Raw genomic sequence first — 15,906 nt, 5'->3', positions numbered from 1 at the left:
TCAGGCGCGCGCGAAGGCGGACGCGAGCGCGTCGGCGACGTCCTCGAGCGCCCGACGCGAGCGGTCGACGTCCCCGGTGAAGGAGAGGAACGCGTGCGGGACCCCCGGGACGACGACGTGGTCGACCGCGACCCCGGCGGCCCGAAGTGCCGCGACGTAGCGGGTGCCCTGGTCGCGCAGCGGGTCCACCGCGGCCGACACCACGAGTGCCGGGGCGACCCCGCGCAGGTCCGGTGACCGGAGCGGGGAGGCCCGCGGGTCGGATCCTTCACCGTCCGGTCCGAGGTACGTGTCCCAGAACCAGTCCATCTGCGCCGCCGTGAGGACCGGGCCGTCCGCGTGCACGCGCATCGACTCGCTGTCGTCCGCGCGGTCGACCACCGGGTGCACGAGGACCTGGAAAACCGGCCGTGGGCCCGGACGGCTCCGCAGGGACTGCGCCACGACGGCCGCGAGGTTCCCACCCGCGCTCTCCCCGAACAGCGCCACCCGGTCGGGGTCGCCGCCGAGCTCACCGGCGTGGTCGAGGACCCAGGTCGTGACGGCCTCGGCGTCGTCGACCGCGGCCGGGAACGGGTGCTCGGGGGCGAGGCGGTAGTCGACGGAGACGACCAGGCACCGGGCGCGGGCACAGACGACGCGGGCGAGGTGGTCCTGGCTGTCGAGGTCACCGAGCACCCACCCACCACCGTGCAGGAACACGGTGACGGGGAGTGCCCGGTCCTGGTCCCGGTTCGGGTCCGGGACCAGGTCGGGATCCGGCGCCGACTCCGGCTCCGGCTCCGGCGTGTAGACCCGGACCGGCACCGGTCCCTGTGCGGTCGGGACGGTCCGGTCGTGGACACGACCGACCCGGACCGTCGGGCCGGCGAGGGCCGCGAACCGGGCGGCCTGCGCGCGCTGGCCCGCCACGGTCGCGGGACCGCCCCCTCCGCCCTCGTCCGTCAGGCGCGCGAGGAGCTCGCGGACCTGCGGGTCGAGCGTCATCCCTTGACGGCCGATCCGGCGACGCTCTGGATGAAGTACCGCTGGAACGCGAGGAAGACGATCAGGACGGGCAGCACGAGCAGGGTGCCGAACGCGAACGTCTGCCCCCAGTCGACGGGCTCCTGTCCGGAGAACACGCTGATCTCGAGCGGCAGCGGGCGCGCGGTCGGGTCCGACGTGACGATCGACGGCCAGAGGTACGACCCCCACGAGCTCAGGAACGTCAGGATCGCCACCGTCGCGAACACCGGGCGGGCGTTGGGGACGACCACGCGGACGAACGTGCCGAAGGCCCCGAGGCCGTCGAGCCGTGCGGCCTCCTCGACGCTCTTCGGCAGGTTGAGGAAGAACGTGTAGAACAAGAAGATCGAGAACGCGTTCGCGATGAACGGGATCATCTGCACCACCAGGGTGTCCCGCTGGCCGTTGAGCAGGTACAGCAGCGGGACCGCGACGGACTCGAACGGCACGATGACGAGCAGCACGACGAGCAGGAACACCAGGTTCTTGCCCTTCCACTGCAGCCGTGCGAACGAGTATCCGGCCATGGCGTTGACGACGAGTCCGCCGACGACGACCACGAGCGAGATGAGCACCGAGTTCGTCATGAACTGCCAGAAGTACCCGGTGGCGTCCGAGTCGAGCGCGCGGAAGACCCCGCGGTAGTTGTCGAGCGACAGGTGGATCGGCAGGAAGCCGGTGAAGCCGTCGAGCACCTCGCTGCTCGGCTTGAAGCTGCCGAGGAGCAGGTAGTAGACGGGCGCGAACATGAGCGCCGACAGGACGATGAGGATCGCGTACGACCCGGCCTTGGACGCCAGGCGGCGGGGGCGGATGGTGGTCAACTCTCACTCCTCTGTCGGAGCACCGCGCGCTGCACCAGCGCGACGACGACGATGATCACGAAGAGCACGACGGAGATCGCGGTGGCGCGGCCGACGCTGTTCTCGGTGATGATCGCGTTCGTGGCCTGGTACAGGACGGTGCGGAGGGCGTTCTCGTTACCCCCGGCGGTGGTGATCAGGATGTACACCTGGTCGTAGACGCGGAAGGCGAAGATCGTGGTGAGCAGCACCACGAAGATCAGGGTGTTGCGGACGCCCGGCACGGTGATGTGCACGAACTGCTGGAACCGGTTCGCCCGGTCCAGTCGCGCCGCCTCGTAGCGCTCCTCGGGGATCTCCTGCAGCGCGGCCAGGATGATGACCATCTGGAACCCGACGCCCTGCCAGATCGACAGGGCGATGACGGACAGCATCGCGGTGGCACCGGAGCCGAGCCAGTCGTGCGGGCCGACCGTTCCCCCGGTGACGGTCTCGACCGCGCTGTTGAGCAGACCGCTGCCGCTCCGGTCGAGGATCACGCGCCAGATCACGGCGACGAGGGCCATCGGGAAGACGACCGGCATGAAGAAGAACGTGCGGAAGAACCGGATGCCCTTGAGCTGCTGGTTGAGCAGGACCGCGAAGACGAGCGCGAGGCCGGTCTGCAGCGGGATGACGACCACCGCGAAGAACAGGTTGTTCCCGAGCGCGCGGAGGAACTGCGGCGCCTCGACCGGGTCGGTGAACAGCCGGACGTACTGGCTGAACCCCACGAAGGTCGGCGGGCGCGGCGAGCCGAGCTGCACGTTGAAGAACGACAGCCCGATGGCCGCGACGAACGGGACGGCGATGAAGAGGACGATGCCGGCCATCGCGGGCAGGGCCATGAGCGGCCCCGCGACGAGGTCACTGCGCTGCCGACGGAGCTGCCGGGGTGCCCGGCGACGCCGTTCGGCGATCGGCGCGGCCGGCGCGGCCGGCGGCGGGGTGGTCGTGCTGGTCACGAGGACTCCTGGTCTCCTGGTTCTGCGGGGTGACCGGGGGTGGGGGCGTCGGACTCCGACGCCCCCACGGCCGATCACTTGTAGTCGTTGTTGTCCGAGTAGGCCTGGTCGATCGACTTCGCAGCCGTGGTCAGCTGCTCCTTCGCGTCGGCGCCGCCCCAGACCGCGGACAGCGCGCTGGCGAACTTCGACGTGATGACCGGGTACCCCGGGGTCACCGGGCGGTAGACGGCGATGCAGCTCTTCGTGATCGCGGTCGCCGGGCACGACTGCTCCAGCTGCTGGCCCCAGAGGGCGAGACCACCGCCGGACTGGTAGACGCTCTGCGCGGAGAACGCCGACTTGGTCGCCGCCGGGGCGCCGTTCGCCTCGGTGATCGCCTTCACGTTCGCGTCGTTGAGCAGGTAGTCGAGGAATGCCCCAGCAGCCTTGCCGTGCTTGGTCGACGAGCCGATGCCCCACGTCCACGAGCCGGCGCCGACCTTCTCACCGTCGCCGAAGTTCGGCAGCGGCAGGGCGACCAGGTCGCTGCCGATCGCCTTGGAGTAGGTCGGGTAGTTCCAGTGACCGCTCAGGCTCAGCGCGACGCGACCGTTCGGGAACGCGTTGCCGTCGGTGTTCGAGTCGACGTAGGGCTTCCAGGACGCGATGTCCTCGAGGGCCTTCACCGAGTCGGACGAGTCGAGCACGCCGGACGCCTTGTCGCCCTTGATCAGGTTGCCGCCGGCGGACTGCAGCATCGGCGAGAAGCCGTAGGTGCCCCACTCGCCGTTGAGCGCCGACTCGGACAGGTCGAGCGACTTGCCCGACGAGTTCGCGGCGGCGAGCTTCTTCAGCGCGTCGGAGAACTGCTCCGGGGTCCAGGCCTCGGACGGGGACGACGGGATCGAGACCCCCGCGGCCTCGAGCAGCTTCTTGTTGCCGTACAGCCCCATCGCCGAGCTGTACTGGGCGAGCCCGTACAGCTTGCCGTCGTACGTGCCCTCGGCGATCGAGCCGTCGGTGGCGTTCGACACGGTCGACTTCGACACGGAGTCGGTCAGCGGGGCGAGCTTGCCGTTGTAGGCGTAGCTCGCGAGCGTCGGGCCGTCCATCTCGAGCACGTCGGGGAGCTTGTTCGTCGGGGTGTTCGTGACGGTGCTCGTGTAGGTGTCGCCCGAGATCAGCTTGAGCGTGACGTGCACCTTCTTCTGCGACGCGTTGAAGGACTTCACGGTGTCCTGGATCGCGGTGACCTCGCTCGTCTGGCCCTGGTGGCCCCAGACGGTGATGTCGCCGGTGCCGTCGCCGGCAGCGCTGCCGGATCCGGAACCGGCCGAGCAGCCGGTGAGTGCGGCGGCGGCGACCGCGAGCACCGCGATGGCCACCCCCGATCGACGGGCGATGTGCTTGGTGTTCATGGTTCTCCTCTGGAGGGGTTCTTCGGGTCGGGACCTCCGGGTCGCAGGCGCTGAGCCGTGGAGCCGGAGGGGTGTGGAGGGGAAGTGAGGGGTGGGGGTCGGGGTCAGCGCGCAGCCGCGCCCGCGGACGTGGTCGCACGCAGGACGAGCTGGCCGTCCACGACGTCGACGTCGACCGGGTCGGTGAGCACGCCGGGCAGCGGTTCGCCCGGAGCGCCGTTCTCGAAGGTCACCAGGGCCCACGAACCGTCGCGGCGCTGCACGAGTCGGCCCGAGTACCGGGTGGCGTCCGTGAGCGGGACCGCGCGGGTGACGTCGAAGGGACCGGTCGGGTCGTCGATCGGCATCGCCCACGTCCCGGGGGTGGTGTCCGCGGCGGGGTGCGCGGGGCTCAGCGCCTCGGCCGGGCACGAGAACAGCAGGAACCAGTGGCCCTGCACCTGGACGACCTGCGGGACCTCGAGGTGGACGAAGCCGGAGCCCGGACTGCTGAGCGGCTGTCGGACCTCCCAGTGCTCGAGGTCCGTGGACACCGCGTGGCCGATCACCCCGCGCTCGTCGAGGGGGCCCGAGTTCGTGCGCGCGGTGACGAGCATGTGCCAGCCGTCCCCCGCCGGGTCCCGGAACACCCAGGGGTCGCGCCAGGCCTCCTCGCGGAAGACCGCGCCGTCGGCGTCCGGTGCGGCGCCGAGCGTCTCGTACCAGCGGGCGTCGGCCCGGGTCACCGGGCCCGGGCGCTTGACCCAGGTGCGGAGGTCCTCGGACACGGCGACACCGACGGTCTCGACGTTCGTGTGGTCGGGCTCGTCGGCGAGGAACCGGGTGCCCGTGTAGAACATCCGCCACAGGCCGTCGTCGCCGCGGACGACACTGCCGGTCCACGTCGTCGTCGCGTCGTGGTCGTCGCCGGATCCGGGGCCGAACGGCTGCTCCGCCGGCTCCCAGTGGACGAGGTCGTCGCTCACGGCGTGGCCGATGCGGGCGGCGCGGTGGCGTCGCCCCTCGTCGCCGAGGGCGGTCGGCGCCTGCAGGAAGAAGACGTGGTGGCGTGCACCGTCGTCGGCGAACCAGAAGTCCCACACCCAGTGGTCGGGCACCCTCAGCACGGCGCACCGCACAGACGGTCAGGGTCGGTCAGGAGGAGGTCACACACTGCTCGGCACCACTCTTCATCGAGGTCGTCATCGGTTGCACCCGCATTGGTGAACCGGTTGATCACGAATGGTGTACCGGTTCACCACCCGCTGTCAAGCCCGTATGATGAGCGAATGCGCAAACAGTCCGCGGAGTTGCCGTGAGCGCGCGACGCGTCACGCTCTCGGACGTGGCGCAACAGGTCGGCCTGTCGAAGGCGGCCGTCTCGCAGGTGCTCAACGACCACCCCGCATCCCGGGTGTCGGCGGACGCCGCCGCGCGCATCCGTGCCGCGGCGGGCGAGCTCGGGTACCGCCCGAACCTGACCGCACGGTCGCTGACGACCCGTCGCTCCGGGGTCATCGGGCTGGTGTCCGAGGCGATCACCACCGACCGGTTCGGCAGCGGCATGATCCGCGGTGCCCTGGCCGAGGCGAAGCGGCAGGGCCACGTGCTGTTCATCACGGAGACCGAGGACCAGCAGGACGCGATGGCCGCGGCGTTCGGGGTCCTCATCGACCACCAGGTCGACGGCCTGGTCTACGCATCGATCCGCCCGCACCCCGTCGACCTGCCCGACGTGGGCGGGGGCATCCCGACGGTGATGCTCAACGCCGTCGCGACCCGGCCCACGGCGACCGTGCTCGCCGACGAGCGCGCCGGCGGCGAGGAGATCGTGCGACTGCTGCTCGACGCCGGGCACACCGACGACGTCGTCCTGATCGGGCGGGACCGATCGGCGACCGTCGAGTGGAGCACCGCCGCGATCGAACGACGGCTCGACGGCATCACGACCGCGCTCGACGCACACGGGGTCGTGCCGGTGGCCGAGGTCGACTGCCACCCCTGGGATCCCGACCACGGGTACGCCGCGATGCGCGACCTGCTCACCGCGGGCCGACGCCCTGCCGCCGTGATCGCGCTGAACGACCGACTGGCGTTCGGCGTCTACCGCGCGCTGGCCGAGGTGGGCCTGTCGGTGCCGGACCAGGTCTCGATCGTGTCGTTCGACGACGACGACATCGCGCTCTACCTGGAGCCGACCCTGACGACGGCCGCGCTCCCCTACGAGGCGATGGGCGCCCTGGCCGTCCGGCTGCTGCTGCAGCCCGACCTGGTGCCGGCCGAGCACCTGGTCCCGATGCCCGTGCGGGTGCGCGGGTCGGTGTCGGCGGTCCCGGCGGGCATCCGGTCGTTCGACCGTCCGCACTGATCTCGGACCCGACCCCTGCGCCAGTACCGACGCCCGGGCGCAGCGGACCGGGTCAGTGGATGCGGAGCTGCGCGACCATCGGGCACGCGAAGGGGTCGCGTGCGGTCAGGCCGACGCGGTTGAGGTAGCGCACCACGATCCCGTACGAGCGCAGCAGCGTCGTCTCGGTGTAGGGCACGTCCAGGGTGTCGCAGTGGTCCCGCACGAGCAGCCGCGCCTGCCGGAGCGCCGGCCGGGGCATCGAGGGGAACAGGTGGTGCTCGACCTGGAAGTTCAGGCCACCCATCAGGAACGACACCCACCAGCCGCCACGGATGTTGCGGGAGGTGCGGACCTGGCGGGAGAAGAAGTCGACCTTGGCGTCGTGCGCGATGGTCGGCATGCCCTTGTGGTTCGGCGCGAACGAGGCGCCCATCATCACGCCGAACACGGCCAGCTGCACGCCGAGGAACGCGCACGCCATCCCGAACGGCAGGAACCAGAACACCACCGTCAGGTAGATCGCGAACCGCGCCACGAGCAGCGTGCCCTCGAGCACGCGGCCCTTCGTGTCCGGACGGCCACCGGCGCCACGGACGACGGAGACCACCGCGTGCCGGTGCAGGTTCACGCCCTCGAGCGTCAGCAGCGGGAAGAACAGCCAGCCCTGGAAGCGCAGGAAGGTGCGCATGAACGGCCCCTTGGCCGCAGCGGCGTCCTCGGGCAGGAAGCGGATGCCGTCCGGCTCGATGTCCGGGTCCTTGCCCACGGTGTTCGGGTTGCCGTGGTGGCGGGTGTGCTTGTTCATCCACCACGAGTAGCTCAAGCCCACCAGGAAGGTGCCGACCCAGCGGCCCGCGTGGTCGTTCCACTTCTGCGACGCGAACACCTGGCGGTGCGCGGCCTCGTGCGACAGGAACGCGAACTGCGTGAACAGCACGCCGAGCACCCCCGCGACGATCAGCTGGAACCACGAGTCGCCGAGGAACGAGAACGCGACCCACGCCAGGGCGAGAGTGGCGACGAGGCCGCCGAACAGCGACCAGTAGAAGCCGGTGCGGCGTCGCAGGAGACCGTGGTCCTTGACCTGGGCGAGCAGCGCCGAGTAGGTGGACGTGCCGGAGCGGCTGCCGTTCCCGGGACGGGTGCGGGTGAAGCCGGGGGCGAGCGGGATCGTCGTCATCGGACCGATCTCTTCGAGGTGAGCGGTCCTTCGACCGGTCCGGGAGTACACGCGTTCGCGCTTCCCGGAACCGTAGGTCGCGCAGATGTGTGTTCGCCTACACCGCGCCGGATGGTCTGTCCGAAATCCGTGCCGTGTGCCGCGACTACCCTCGACGCATGGAACGCACCGCGAGCGCCGAGCCCACCACGCACGTCGTGATCGGCGGCGGGGTCGTCGGCGCCGCGACGGCGTGGGCGCTGACGGCCCGCGGCGAGCGCGTCCTGCTCGTCGAGCAGCACGCCCGCGGCCACGACCGGGGATCGTCGCACGGGGCGACCCGGATCTTCCGGCAGGGCTACACCGACCCGGAGTACGTCGCGTTGACGACCCGGGCGCTCGCGCTCTGGGACGCGCTGGAGCGGGAGTCGGGCGAGACGCTGCTCGACCGGACCGGTGCGGTCGACCACGGGCGTCCCGAGGTCGTCGACGCGATCGCCGCCGCGCTGGCGGACGGAGGCATCCCGCACGAGCGCCTCTCCCCCGCTGACGCCGCGGCACGCTGGCCGGGGATCGCGTTCGAGGGGCACGTCCTCGCCCACGCAACGGCGGGCCGGATCCGGTCGGCGGTCGCGCTCGAGACCTTCCTGCGGCTCGCCGAGCGGACCGGCCTCGCCGAGTTCCGGTTCGGCACGCGGGTCACGCAGGTCGAGGACCACGGCGACGAGCTCACCCTGACCCTCGACGGCGGCGGACCGGGTTCCCACGCACCACGGACGATCCGCAGCCGGTCCGTGGTCGCGGCCACCGGGTCGTGGGCCCCCACGCTGGTCGGCACGGTGCTCGCCGGACGCGAGGCGCGCCTCCCGGCCGTCCGCGTCACCCAGGAGCAGCCCGCCCACTTCCCCAGCCACCTGCCGGACGAGGCCTGGCCGAGCTTCGTGCACTGGGCCGACGGCGACGACGTGTACGGCCTGCTCACCCCGGGCGAGGGCGTCAAGGTCGGGTTCCACGGGACGGGACCGGTCGTCGACCCGGACGACCGGGACTTCGCCCCTCGACCGGACGAGGCGGCACGCCTGCAGGCCTACGTGGCGCGGTACGTCCCCGGGGTCGACGCGAGCCGACCGACGTTCATCAGCTGCCTGTACGACACCACCCCCGACGAGGACTTCGTGATCGACCGACGCGGCCCGCTGACGGTCGCGACCGGGTTCTCCGGGCACGGGTTCAAGTTCGCGCCGCTGCTCGGCGAGCTGGTGGCGGACCTGGCGACCGGTGGGGCGCCGCACCCCCGCTTCGCGCTCGGATCCCGCTAGCGTGGTCGGGTGCGCGTCGTCATCGCTACGGACTCCCTGAAGGGCACCGCGACCGCGGTCGACGTCGCGGGGGCGGTGCGTGACGGCTGGCTGACCGAGCGTCCCGACGACGACCTGGTGCTCGTGCCGATGGCCGACGGGGGCGAGGGCACGCTCGACGCGTTCGCCGTCGCGTACCCGGACGCCGAACGGGTGCCGGTCCGGGTGACCGGGCCGGACGGCCAGCCGGTCGGCACCCACTGGCTGCGACTGCCGGACGGTCGGGCGGTCGTCGAGCTCGCGGCGACGAGCGGACTGCCGCTCCTCGGCGGCGTGCTGCGGCCGGAGACGGCGACGAGCCGCGGCTTCGGCGAGGCGATCGCCGCGGCGCTGGACGCCGGTGCGACGGGGCTCGTGCTCGGGATCGGCGGGAGCGCCTCGACCGACGGCGGGCGACCGGTGCTCGAGGCGCTGGGGCTGGACGCGGGCGACGCGGACGGCGCGGACGGCGCGGACGGCGCGGACGGCGCGGCGAGCGCCGCCGCCGGCGGTCTCCGGCCGCTGCCCCCTGCTGGGGTCGTCGTGCTCACCGACGTCGTGTCGCCGCTGCTCGGACCCACCGGCGCCGCCGCCGTCTTCGGCCCACAGAAGGGCCTGCCCGCCGACCGGATCGGCGCGGTGGACGCCCGGCTGGCCGAGTGGGCCGCCCGGTTCCCCGCGGTCGACCCGACGACCCCCGGGGCCGGAGCGGCCGGCGGCGTGGGCTTCGGGCTGCTCGCCTGGGGTGCGACGCTCGTCCCCGGAGCCCGTGCGGTCGCGGACCTGCTCGGGTTGCCCGGACTGCTCGGCGGGGCCGACGTGGTGGTCACCGGCGAGGGCCGCTTCGACGAGCAGAGCGCGGCGGGCAAGGTGCCGTCGGTCGTGCTGGCGCTCCGGGACGCGCACGCTCCCGCCGCCACCGCGCTGCTCGTGGCCGGCGAGGTGGACGCTCCGCTCGACGCCTTCTTGGCCGCGGCCTCGCTCGTGGTGCTCGCGACGCAGACGACCGGCGAGCCGGACGACGCCCTGCGGGACCCGCTGCGGTTCGCGACGGTGGCGGGGCAGCGGCTCGCGCGGCTCGTCGGCTGAGCGCGGAGCGAAGAGCGCCGCGCGCCAGGCGCAGAGCGCCCAGTGCAGGGCGCCGAGCGGCACGGGCACACGGCACCCGCACCTGAACCCGGCCCGGGGACACGCCCGCCCGCTCCTGAGAGGGGGACCCCAACGCAACCTCCCTGTCCCCAGGACGCGGGACCACACTGGTGGGCGGGCCGCACCCGGCCCGCGAAGCACCACCACGAGGAGACCAATGCGCACCGTCAACGCGTACGCGGCACCGTCGGCCACCGAGCCGCTCGTCAAGACCACCATCACCCGCCGTGACCTCGGCCCGAACGACGTCGAGATCGACATCGCCTACGCCGGCATCTGCCACTCGGACATCCACACCGTCCGCGGCGAGTGGGGTGAGATCCAGTACCCGCAGGTCGTCGGCCACGAGATCGTCGGCCACGTCTCCGCCGTCGGCAGCGACGTCACCAAGCACCGGGTCGGCGACCGTGTCGGGGTCGGCTGCATGGTGAACTCCTGCGGCGAGTGCGAGAACTGCGTCGCCGGCGAGGAGCAGTACTGCCTGAAGGGCAACATCCAGACCTACGCGGGCGTCGACCCCGCCGACGGATCGATCACCCAGGGCGGCTACTCCGAGGCCGTCGTCGTGAACGAGGACTTCGTCCTCCGCGTCCCGGAGTCGCTCGACATCGAGCGCGTCGCCCCGCTGCTGTGCGCGGGCATCACCCTGTACTCGCCGCTGCACCACTGGGGTGCCGGCCCCGGCAAGAAGGTCGCGATCGTCGGCCTCGGCGGTCTCGGCCACATGGGCGTGAAGATCGCGTCGGCCCTCGGCGCCGAGGTCACCGTCCTGTCGCAGACCACCTCGAAGCAGGAGGACTCGCTCCGCTTCGGCGCGGTCGCCCACTTCGCGACGAAGGACCCGAAGACGTTCGAGGAGCTCCGCGGCTCGTTCGACCTCATCATCAACACGGTCTCGGCGAAGATCCCGGTCGGCGCGTACCTGAGCCTGCTCAAGGTCGACGGCACGATGGTCAACGTCGGTGCCCCGTCCGAGCCGCTCGAGGTCCCCGCCTTCGCCCTGATCCCGCGTCGCCTCAGCTGGGCGGGCTCGGCCATCGGCGGCATCCGCGAGACCCAGGAGATGCTCGACTTCTGCGCCGAGCACGGCATCCTGCCGGAGACCGAGCTCATCTCGGCGGACCAGATCAACGAGGCCTACGAGCGCGTGCTCTCCTCGGACGTCCGGTACCGCTTCGTGATCGACACCGCGACGCTGGCCTAGTCAGCACGACTGGTCGCGTCCGCGACGCGACCAGTCGACGGACGGGAGGCGCGGTGCCGGCTGGCACCGCGCCTCCCGTTCGTCATCCCGCCTGTCCGGCGCGCGCGGCCCTTGTCCGCGGAACGCGACCGCCGAGTCCGACCCACGCGACACGCTGCGCGGTCCGGGCACGCGGGGGGAGGCTGGGCCGATGAGTACCACGGCGAACGAGGGACCCCGGTCCCTCGTCTCGGTGTCCGGCACGGACACCGACGCGGCGATCGCCGACCTCGCGGGCATGTACGCCGGCAAGTCCTGGCACTCGTCGCACGTCGACGACGACTACTGGTACCGCTACGTGGCGATCGGCGACGACCGGATGAGCATCCGGCGCTCCCAGATGCACGGCTCCCTGCGCGGCGACGTCGCCGTCGAGGGGCAGGTCGTCGTGCAGTGGATCGACTCGGGGTCCGCGACCGTCGACGTGGGGCGCAACGCGGTCCGCATGCAGCCGGGTGTCCCGACGCTCTTCCCGATCGAGCAGCGCTTCGACATGGAGTACCGCGACTGGGACCAGCGGCTCGTGCACCTGGACCGCGACCTGGTGCTCGACGTCGCGTCGGAGCGGTACCTGGTCGACGGCACGCTCGCGTTCGACCGCTTCACCCCGCCGGACGCCGCCTCGGTGGACCGCTGGCGGACGGCCGTCGGCGGTTCGGTGCGGGCGCTGCGCGACGAGGGTGCCGAGTCGCTCGCCTGGCACGAGGCGCAGCGCGACGTCGTCCGCGCCCTGCTCGACCTGTACCGCTTCCACGGCGAGACGGCCCCGGTCGGCTGGGGCGAGCACCGGAACGTCCGTGTCCGCGCGGCCGTCGAGACGATCCACTCCCGCGCGCACGAGCCGCTCACGGTGTCGGACATCGCACGGGCGGCGGACCTGAGCGTCCGCGGGCTGCAGGAGTCCTTCCAGCGGGTGCTCGAGCGCACGCCGATGGAGTACCTGCGCGAGGTCCGGCTGCGCCGCGCCCACGACGACCTGCTGCGGTCCGAGCCGGGCACGGTGTCGGTCGCGGACGTCGCGGTGCGGTGGGGGTTCACGCACATGGGCCGGTTCTCGGGTGAGTTCCTGCGGCGGTTCGGGGAGTACCCGAAGCAGACCCTGCGGCGCTGACGCGCTGGCTGCTGCGCTGCGGGCTGCTGGTGCTGCGCGCACCGCGTGTCAGCTGATCTCGTCGCCGGAGGGCAGCGCGCCGCACCAGTCGACCGAGGCCGCGTCGATGCTCGCCTCGAGCGCCCCGGAGGACGCGTCGACGATGCTCACCAGGTCGCTCGTCGCCGACTTCGTCGCGACGGCGAGGAACTGCCCGTTCGGCGACGGGCAGACCGCCGTGATGCTCGCGTCCGCGGGCACGACGACGGGCAGCCGGGAGGCACGGCTCGCGTCCACGCGCAGGATCCGCTGGGCGAGGGTCCCGTCCGGACGCACGTCGCCCACCACCCGCACGTAGGTGTCCTCGTCGAGCTGGGCGATCCGCCCGAGGTAGGCGGCGTCGGTGCTCCCCGGCGGGGCGGCCAGGGGCGAGCGCTTCCCGTCCGTGAGGTCGAGGCGGACGACCCCGGCGCCCGTCTCGACCACGGCCGTCGTCCCGGTGCCCACGAAGCCGTGCAGGTAGGTGGCGCTCCCGAGCCGCACGGGGTCGGTCTGCCCGCTGACGTCGACGAGCACGAGGTCGTCCGAACCGGTCCGGACGAGGGCCCGCTCGGTCCGCGGGACGTACGCCCACTGCGCGACGGTCATCGGGACGGCGCCGGCGGTGGGCTTGCCGTCCGCGGCGACGGCGGTCGGCAGGTGCGTGCCGGTCATGTCCACGACGTACAGGCCGACGTCCCGGGACTGCCCGGTCGTGGTGTCCGCGTACTCGAACCCGAAGGACGCGCCGTCGTCGGCGACGTGCAGGGCGGTGACGCGGCCCTCGGCTGTGGGCAGCGTGAGGTGCTCGACGGGCGCGGAGGGGTCCTGCACGCCGCCCGCGAGCGAGACGATGTCGACGGCGGACCGGCCGTCGGTGCCGCTCACGACCACCAGGGAGCGGCCGAGCCGGGCGTACTCGGTGATGTCTGCGGCCTGGTAGACGGTCGTCGCACCGCCGGCGTCGAGGGACCGGCGGACGATCCGGTCCTTGCCGGCGCTCCCTGCGGTGCCGCTCGTCCCGCTCGTGCCGCTCGTCCCGCTCGTCCCGCTCGTCCCGCTCGTGCGGCTCGTGGCCGGGACGAGCGCGAGCACGTCGGTGCTGCCCGTCCGGATCGTCGTCCGGAGCTCCGACGTCGCGGGCTGCCCGGGTGCCCGCACGCCGGTCACCGCGATCTCGTACGACCGGTCGTAGGCGAGCGGCCCGGCGAACTCGACGGCGATGGTGTTGCCGCTCGAGGTCACCGTGTGCGCGGCCGCCGGGGTCACCGTCACGTCTCCGGCGGACACGCGCTGCAGCGCCTGGTTCGCGGTCAGGATCACCCGTTGCGCCGGCCGGGACACCAGCCCGCTCGGGTCGTACGTGACGTCGCGCAGCCGCGGGCCCTGCTGCGCGCCGATCACCGCGGCCACGGCGCCGACGAGCACGAAGACCGTCAGCGACGCGACGAGCCGGCGGCGGAACCGGTCCCGCGGCCGGCGGCGCAGCTGCGGGGGGCGGTCAGTACTCATACGGGTCCGACGGCTGGGCGATCCGGGTGACGCTCGCGGCCCGGATGACGATCCGTGCGTCGGCCGACGGGTCGGGGTTCGCCGCGAGCTTGCCCTCGACCCGGACCCACTGGTCTGCGTCCGGCACGGTGCCGTCGGTGACGACCCCGAGTCCGACGGGCTGGGCGTCGACGGCGCAGCAGCTGATCACGAAGCGCGTGAGGGTGAACGTGCCGTCGGCGCCGGGGACCACGAACCCGGTGAGCCGCACGGGCTTGCCGACGAGCGACGAGGTGTCCGTGGTCTGGCGGATCACCGCGGCCCAGTCCTTCACGCCGTACTGCGAGGTGTCGACGCCGGCGCTGCCGAGGAGCGCGACGTCCTGCGTCCCGGTGGCGTTCGACAGCGTCGGGGTGTCCACGCTCCGCTGCTGCGCCGTCCGGGCCGACAGGGTCGCCGGCGGCAGCACGAGCATCGCGACCGTGACCCCGACGGTGACGAGCGCCGCCGCACCGCCGAGCACCCGGCCGAGGACCCGGCGGCGGGTCGGCGCGGTGGACGAGGTGGGCCCGCCGTGGCCGCCGTGCCCGTCGTGGTGGTCGCCGTCGTCGTCGGCCCCGTCGTCGTGCCGGTGCCCGTGGCCGCGCGCGACCACCACGAGTCCCGCGACCGCGGCCGGGACCGCCACCGCCGCGAGCACGATCGTGAAGACGTCGTACCGCGGGTTGATGTACAGGTCGAGGTGCCCGACGGCGGCGAGCCAGAGCGTGCACAGTGCGACCGCGAGCACCGATCCGAGCCCCAGGTACGCGGGGCCCTTGTCAGACGAGGACATTCATCACCAACCCGACCGCTGCCGTGAACAGAGTGCAGACGACGGCGAGCAGCACCAGGAAGCGCGCCCGGAAGGTCGTCCGGAGCAGGGCGATCATCTTCACGTCGATGATCGGCCCGATGAGCAGGAACGCCGTGATCGACCCCGGCAGGAAGGTCGAGGCGAAGGACAGGGCGAAGAACGCGTCGACGTTCGAGCAGAGCGACACCGTCATGGCGAGGAGCATCATCGCCGCGACGGACAGCACCGGGTTCGCCCCGATCGCGACGAGCGTGGACCGGGGCACCGCGACCTGGATCGCCGCGGCGAGTCCGGCGCCGACGAACAGCGCCGGCATCATCGTCGCGGTCTCGCCGCCGAACTGCGCCGCGCTCTCCCGCCAGCGGTTCCGGGCCCGCGGTGCGCCGACGGCCGCGCGGCACCGGGCCTCGAACGCGGGCAGCAGCAGCTCGGCCGGGCGGCGGTGCGCGGCGACGATCCACCCGACCAGGTTCGCGAGCACGAACCCGCCGACGATGCGCACGACCAGGATCCAGCCGGACCACCCGAACGCCTGCGCGGTGCTGATGATGACGAGGGGGTTGAGGATCGGTGCCGCGACCAGGAACGTGACCGCCTCCGCCGGGGTGAAGCCGCGCAGCATGAGCCCGCGGGCCAGCGGGACGTTGCCGCACTCGCACACCGGGAAGAGCATGCCGATGAGCGAGATCACCGCGCGCCGGGGCAGCGGGCGCTCGGGCAGCAGCTTCTCGAGCACGCCGACGGGCACCCACACCTCGACGACGATCGACAGCACGATGCCGAGCACGACGAACGGCAGCGACTCGACCACGACGCTGATCGCCAGGGTCAGGAAGTCCTGCACGACGTCCGGCAGCCCGGTCGTCCCGACGCTCGGCGACACGACGCGCACGGCGAGCAGCACCACGACGGCACCGAGCACCAGGCCGGGGCCGGTGAGCGTGCGGGTCGGGGTGGGGCGAGTGGGGGCGCTCGTCACCGGGACAGGATAGGCGAGG

14 protein-coding genes are annotated in these 15,906 nt (G+C 72.5%); 5 read left to right on the top strand and 9 right to left on the bottom strand.

All coding sequences use genetic code 11. From position 1 onward, the window contains the following. From LQK89_RS01735 to LQK89_RS01715, 5 genes are all read right to left on the bottom strand, one after another. Entirely contained in the window at positions 1-987 is a 987-nt protein-coding gene (locus LQK89_RS01735) for an alpha/beta hydrolase (protein ID WP_231049971.1), read from the bottom strand. Further along, entirely contained in the window at positions 984-1,832 is an 849-nt protein-coding gene (locus LQK89_RS01730; RefSeq protein ID WP_058741728.1) for a carbohydrate ABC transporter permease, read from the bottom strand. Before LQK89_RS01730 ends, LQK89_RS01735 begins: the two co-directional genes overlap by 4 nt. Then, positions 1,829-2,815, bottom strand: a complete 987-nt coding sequence (locus LQK89_RS01725; RefSeq protein ID WP_231049970.1) for a carbohydrate ABC transporter permease — start codon at positions 2,813-2,815, stop codon at positions 1,829-1,831. Before LQK89_RS01725 ends, LQK89_RS01730 begins: the two co-directional genes overlap by 4 nt. A 74-nt stretch (positions 2,816-2,889) precedes the next feature. Further along, on the bottom strand, positions 2,890-4,215 hold the full coding sequence (locus tag LQK89_RS01720; RefSeq protein WP_141860054.1) for a sugar ABC transporter substrate-binding protein: 1,326 nt from the start codon (positions 4,213-4,215) through the stop codon (positions 2,890-2,892). A gap of 104 nt (positions 4,216-4,319) precedes the next feature. After that, positions 4,320-5,321, bottom strand: a complete 1,002-nt coding sequence (locus tag LQK89_RS01715; RefSeq protein WP_231049969.1) for a glycosyl hydrolase family 32 — start codon at positions 5,319-5,321, stop codon at positions 4,320-4,322. A 218-nt stretch (positions 5,322-5,539) separates the two neighbouring features. On the opposite strand from LQK89_RS01715, the gene LQK89_RS01710 reads away from it, so the two are divergent. Then, the gene (locus tag LQK89_RS01710; RefSeq protein WP_231049968.1) at positions 5,540-6,562 is read left to right on the top strand and encodes a LacI family DNA-binding transcriptional regulator; all 1,023 of its coding nucleotides are present in this window, start codon (positions 5,540-5,542) and stop codon (positions 6,560-6,562) included. A 52-nt stretch (positions 6,563-6,614) separates the two neighbouring features. On the opposite strand, the gene LQK89_RS01705 is transcribed toward LQK89_RS01710, so the two are convergent. Continuing rightward, positions 6,615-7,724, bottom strand: coding sequence for a fatty acid desaturase family protein (locus tag LQK89_RS01705; protein WP_231049967.1), 1,110 nt, complete (start codon positions 7,722-7,724; stop codon positions 6,615-6,617). Positions 7,725-7,882: 158 nt separating this feature from the next. Between LQK89_RS01705 and LQK89_RS01700 the strand changes: the two genes are divergently transcribed. The 4 genes from LQK89_RS01700 to LQK89_RS01685 all read left to right on the top strand — a co-directional run bounded on the left by LQK89_RS01700 (position 7,883) and on the right by LQK89_RS01685 (position 12,543). Next, positions 7,883-9,022 carry an FAD-dependent oxidoreductase gene (locus LQK89_RS01700; protein WP_231049966.1) on the top strand — a complete coding sequence of 380 codons (1,140 nt, stop codon included), beginning with the start codon at positions 7,883-7,885 and terminating at the stop codon, positions 9,020-9,022. 9 nt (positions 9,023-9,031) lie between these two features. Beyond that, on the top strand, positions 9,032-10,129 hold the full coding sequence (locus tag LQK89_RS01695) for a glycerate kinase (RefSeq protein ID WP_231049965.1): 1,098 nt from the start codon (positions 9,032-9,034) through the stop codon (positions 10,127-10,129). Positions 10,130-10,346: 217 nt separating this feature from the next. After that, on the top strand, positions 10,347-11,393 hold the full coding sequence (locus LQK89_RS01690; RefSeq protein ID WP_144803250.1) for an NAD(P)-dependent alcohol dehydrogenase: 1,047 nt from the start codon (positions 10,347-10,349) through the stop codon (positions 11,391-11,393). A 190-nt stretch (positions 11,394-11,583) separates the two neighbouring features. Then, positions 11,584-12,543, top strand: coding sequence for a helix-turn-helix transcriptional regulator (locus tag LQK89_RS01685; protein ID WP_231049964.1), 960 nt, complete (start codon positions 11,584-11,586; stop codon positions 12,541-12,543). Positions 12,544-12,591: 48 nt separating this feature from the next. Here LQK89_RS01685 and LQK89_RS01680 read toward each other — a convergent pair whose 3' ends face one another. Genes LQK89_RS01680 through LQK89_RS01670 form a run of 3 tightly spaced genes read right to left on the bottom strand, consistent with a single transcriptional unit; the run spans position 12,592 to position 15,887 of the window. After that, the gene (locus LQK89_RS01680; RefSeq protein WP_231049963.1) at positions 12,592-14,073 is read right to left on the bottom strand and encodes a hypothetical protein; all 1,482 of its coding nucleotides are present in this window, start codon (positions 14,071-14,073) and stop codon (positions 12,592-12,594) included. Beyond that, positions 14,063-14,887, bottom strand: a complete 825-nt coding sequence (locus LQK89_RS01675) for a TIGR03943 family putative permease subunit (RefSeq protein ID WP_231049962.1) — start codon at positions 14,885-14,887, stop codon at positions 14,063-14,065. Before LQK89_RS01675 ends, LQK89_RS01680 begins: the two co-directional genes overlap by 11 nt. Next, complete coding sequence (locus tag LQK89_RS01670) at positions 14,874-15,887, bottom strand: permease (protein ID WP_144803257.1); 1,014 nt, start codon at positions 15,885-15,887, stop codon at positions 14,874-14,876. The genes LQK89_RS01675 and LQK89_RS01670 overlap by 14 nt, the downstream gene beginning before the upstream one ends. Between the last annotated feature and the right edge of the window lie 19 nt (positions 15,888-15,906).

The sequence above is a fragment of the Curtobacterium sp. C1 genome (assembly GCF_021049325.1).
In the GTDB taxonomy this organism is placed as follows: Bacteria; Actinomycetota; Actinomycetes; order Actinomycetales; family Microbacteriaceae; genus Curtobacterium; species Curtobacterium citreum.
Note: the sequence above shows the minus strand (reverse complement) of the source record. Positions and strands in the feature narration are given on the sequence as shown.